This window comes from Microbacterium sp. Leaf351 (assembly GCF_001423825.1).
In the GTDB taxonomy this organism is placed as follows: Bacteria; Actinomycetota; Actinomycetes; order Actinomycetales; family Microbacteriaceae; genus Microbacterium; species Microbacterium ginsengisoli.
On the sequence record NZ_LMPK01000034.1, the window covers coordinates 16,270 to 20,150 of the forward strand.

General features: G+C 69.5%; 4 protein-coding genes and 2 rRNA genes (1 of these 6 running past the window's edge). All 6 read right to left on the reverse strand.

Annotation, left to right across the window (positions count from 1 at the left end):
* Positions 1–45: 45 nt before the first annotated feature.
* Entirely contained in the window at positions 46–201 is a 156-nt protein-coding gene (locus ASG00_RS15825; protein WP_171006108.1) for a hypothetical protein, read from the reverse strand.
* Positions 202–276: 75 nt separating this feature from the next.
* A complete protein-coding gene (locus ASG00_RS10215) occupies positions 277–1,317 on the reverse strand; it encodes an HAD-IIA family hydrolase (protein ID WP_056209289.1) in 1,041 nt (346 codons plus the stop codon).
* Positions 1,314–2,162, reverse strand: a complete 849-nt coding sequence (locus ASG00_RS10220) for a hypothetical protein (protein WP_056209292.1) — start codon at positions 2,160–2,162, stop codon at positions 1,314–1,316. Before ASG00_RS10220 ends, ASG00_RS10215 begins: the two co-directional genes overlap by 4 nt.
* A 47-nt stretch (positions 2,163–2,209) precedes the next feature.
* Positions 2,210–3,208 (reverse strand): hypothetical protein, encoded by a 999-nt coding sequence (locus ASG00_RS15425; RefSeq protein ID WP_162238385.1) that lies wholly within the window; start codon positions 3,206–3,208, stop codon positions 2,210–2,212.
* An 87-nt stretch (positions 3,209–3,295) separates the two neighbouring features.
* Positions 3,296–3,412: ribosomal RNA gene (rrf, locus tag ASG00_RS10230) — 5S ribosomal RNA — on the reverse strand.
* Positions 3,413–3,514: 102 nt separating this feature from the next.
* Positions 3,515–3,881: ribosomal RNA gene (locus ASG00_RS10235) — 23S ribosomal RNA — on the reverse strand (it continues 2,488 nt past the right edge of the window).

The following is a 3,881-nucleotide window of genomic DNA, read 5'->3' on the forward strand; positions in this document are numbered from 1 at the left end:
GGGCGAGTCCGCGGCGGGCGAGTTCGGCGTCGAGGCGCCCGGCCATCAGGCCCCGGGCGCGGCGTCGAGCCGGCGGGTGAGGTCGTCGAGCACGTGCTGGTAGCCGGCGGCGCGCGCGGCGAGCGGCTGCTGCTCGATCACCTCGAGCTCGCCGACGAGGTCGGGGCGGGCGTCGGAAGGCTCGGGCGCGGCGGTCGACATGCCCCCAGGATACGTGTCGGCACAGCGCACCGGCGGGCTCCCGCGCCCGTGGCGCGAACGACCGGCGTGGCCGCCTCAGCTCACGCGGAACGGATCTGCGTACAGCTCCTCCGGCACACGGAACCCGAAGATCGCGCGCCCGCTCCCCCAGATCGCGGCCGCTCCGGCCCGCAGCAGGTCGATCGGCTCGTCGCCCGCGGAGATCACGCGCAGATCGACACCGTCGATCGCGACCTTCGCCTTCCCGACAGTCGTCACGTCCCCGGAGGTGATCGTCTCGGGGTAGGGCGCCGTCAGGTCGCGGAGGTCGCGGAGGATGAACGTCGGACGCGAGTTCTCGGGCGCGGCGAGCACGTGCTTGGGTCGGTCGATCCCGGTGAGCACCAGCGCCGACGCGATGTCAGCGGCTTGGGCGCCCGCGATGTCGGTGTCGAGTCGGTCGCCGATGAAGAGCGGATGCTGCGCCCCGAAGCGTGCGACGGCCTCGTGGAAGATCGGCGCCTCCGGCTTTCCGGCGACGACCGCGAGCCGGCCGACGGCCGTGTGCACCGCCGAGACCAGCGTGCCGTTGCCCGGCGCGATGCCGCGGCCCTGCGGGATCGTCCAGTCGGTGTTAGTCGCGATCCAGGGGATCCCGCCCTCCTCCTCCGGCGTCGCGAGGGCATAGGCGGCTTCGGCGAGATCCTTCCAGCCGACCTCGGGAGCGAAGCCCTGCACGACGGCTGCGGGCGCATCGTCGGCGCTGCGGGTGACGGCGAATCCGGCCTTCTCGACCTCGGTGACGAGCCCATCGCCGCCGATCACGAGGATGCGCGACCCCGCGGGCACGCGCGCGGTGAGCAGCCGCATCGCGGCCTGCGGGCTCGTGACGATGTCGGTCGGCTGCACGCCGGCCAGGCCCAGCTCGCGCAGGTGGGCGGCGACGGTGGCGTCGGTGCGCGACGCATTGTTGGTGATGAAGCCGAGGCGGCGGCCCGAGGCCGCGGCCGCGTTGAGGCTCTCGACGGCGTGCGGAATCGCCCGCGGCCCGGCGTACACCACACCGTCGAGGTCGGCGAGCACCGCATCCACCCCGTCGAGGGGGGCGGATGCCGCGGCCTTCCGCCCGAAGATCATCGCGCGTCCTCGTCGTCAGAGGAGTCGGCGACCTTCTCGTCGTCCGCGTCCGCTGCGACGTCGTCCACGGGCTGGGCAGGCGCGCGCAGAGCGTCATCCGCCTCATCGCCGACGAGCTCGTCGTCCGCCTCATCGATCTCGGATTCGGCCGGCGCACGCAGCTCGTCGCGCGCCTCGTCCTCGCTCTCGTCGAGAGTCTCGTGCTCGTCGGCGTCACGATCCTCCACGTGCGCCGAGTCTTCGACGCTCTCGACGGTGTCGTGGGCGTCCTCGTCCTCATCATCGTCGTCCGAGATGACGATGAGCTCCTCGTCCTCGCCGAACCCATTGGCCTGGTCGATCGCGTCCGCCGCGATCTCGGCACGGCGGTACCACTCGGATGCCTCGGCCTCACGGCCGAGCTCCTCGAGCACTCCGGCCCGCGCCGCGAACAGCGCGGGGCTGTACGAGAACGCACGGTCAGGGTCGAGCTCGGGAATGTCCAGCTCGGTCAGTGCCCGATCGGCTTGTCCAAGGTCGAGGCGGGCACCGGAGAGGGCGATCGCCAGTTCTACGCGCTGCTCGGCATCGAGAGTCGAGACATCGACCGCCCGACCCTCCTCGAGCGCACGGTCAGGCCGGCCGATACCCCGCTCGCTGTCGACGATCAGGGCGATCGAGTCGTCACGACCGGAGATACGGCGATAGGTCCGCAGCTCGCGCAGGGCGAGCGCGAACTCGCCACGCGCGTACGCGGTGATGCCGGCGGTCTGCCGCACGATCGCGATACGCCCGGCGCGCCGCACGGCGGCCTGAGCGTGCGCGTCCGCTCGTTCGGGGTCCTCGTCGATCAGGCGGCTCGCCATCACGAGATGGCGGGCGACCTCCTCAGCGTTCTCCTTGCTGAGGGTCTTCAGCTCGTTGCGGGCGCGGCCGTCGAGGTCACGTCCGGTGACGTCCTCGGGAACGAACGGCTCGACAGGGCGGTCAGCGCGGGCGTCCTGCGGCGGGCGCGAGGCACGACGATCGGATGCCCCGTCCCCCCGGTAGCCTCCGCGCTCCGCACCCCGATCAGCACCCCGGTCCGCACCGCGATATTCGCGGCGATCCGCTCCACGATCCGTCGAGCCGCGTACTCCGCCGCGATATCCGCCACCCTCGGCGTTGCGTTCAAACGGACGGTAACCGCCGCGATCCGCCGCACGATCGTGCGAGCCGCGGTACCCACCACGATCTCCGCCACGATCGGGCCCGCCTCGGTAGCCGCCGCGATCCGCCCCACGATCCGACGCACCGCGGTACCCGCCGCCCGAAGGCGCGCCGCCCACGCGGCCGCTGTCGCCACCCCGTGCGGATGCACCGCGATAGCCACCCTGTCCGTCCTGGGAGCGCGGAGGCCGCGAACCGCCGAACCCATTCCGACGCTCACCGCCGTTGTACGCACGAGAATCGCGTTCTCCACCGGAACCGCGAGGGGATGAGGTGCCCCCGGCCGCGCGGAAGCCGCCCTGATCCGCCGCCCGATCTCCCGAACGGTACGGCCTGTCTCCCCGGGGGGAACGATCATCGTTGCTCGGCCGACCGCCGGAGCGATACGGACGATCGCCGCCATCACGGCGCGGACGATCTGCGCCGTTACGACGGGGGCGGTCACCGTCATACGAGCGGGGCCGTCCCGACGACCCGCCGGGAGAGCGTTCTTGCCCGTCACGGCGCGGGCGGCCGCTGAAGGCGTCGTCTGAGCGAGCCGGGCGCGCACGATTGTCGTCTGAACGACCCGTCCCTGACGCGCCTGACCGATACGCGCCACCTGAAGGGCGGCCCGTACGATCTCCGGAACCACGACGGGGTCCGTTCTGACGTCGATCGCTCGCGCGGCGCTGCTCATCATCTGAGCCAGAACGCTCGCCACGTGTCTCGTCGGCCATCGGCCCTCCTTCAGAATGTCCCGGAAAACAGAAATGGCCACCCAGCACTGGGTGGCCATTTCTCGAAAGAAGTCCGGCGGTGTCCTACTCTCCCACAGGGTCGCCCCTGCAGTACCATCGGCGCTGAGAGGCTTAGCTTCCGGGTTCGGAATGGGACCGGGCGTTTCCCTCTCGCTATGGCCGCCGAAACACTATTGATGTTTCAGTCTGCACAACAAAAGTCATTGTCATGCGGTTCTCGACCGTACATCGAGAACCACTCAGTGGACGCAAGCACCTACAAACGAGGTGTTATCAAGTCATCGGCTTATTAGTACCGGTCAGCTTCACGCGTTACCGCGCTTCCACATCCGGCCTATCAACCCAGTAGTCTGGCTGGGAGCCTCTCGCCCGAAGGCATGGAAGTCTCATCTTGAGGCCGGCTTCCCGCTTAGATGCTTTCAGCGGTTATCCATCCCGAACGTAGCTAATCAGCGGTGCTCCTGGCGGAACAACTGACACACCAGAGGTTCGTCCAACCCGGTCCTCTCGTACTAGGGTCAGATCCTCTCAAACTTCCTACGCGCGCAGCGGATAGGGACCGAACTGTCTCACGACGTTCTAAACCCAGCTCGCGTACCGCTTTAATGGGCGAACAGCCCAACCCTTGGGACCTAC

Coding starts and splice junctions, on each gene's coding strand:
- ASG00_RS15825 (WP_171006108.1), bottom strand. CDS start 201: ATGTCGACCGCCGCGCCCGAGCCTTCCGACGCCCGCCCCGACCTCGTC.
- ASG00_RS10215 (WP_056209289.1), bottom strand. CDS start 1,317: ATGATCTTCGGGCGGAAGGCCGCGGCATCCGCCCCCCTCGACGGGGTG.
- ASG00_RS10220 (WP_056209292.1), bottom strand. CDS start 2,162: ATGGCGAGCCGCCTGATCGACGAGGACCCCGAACGAGCGGACGCGCAC.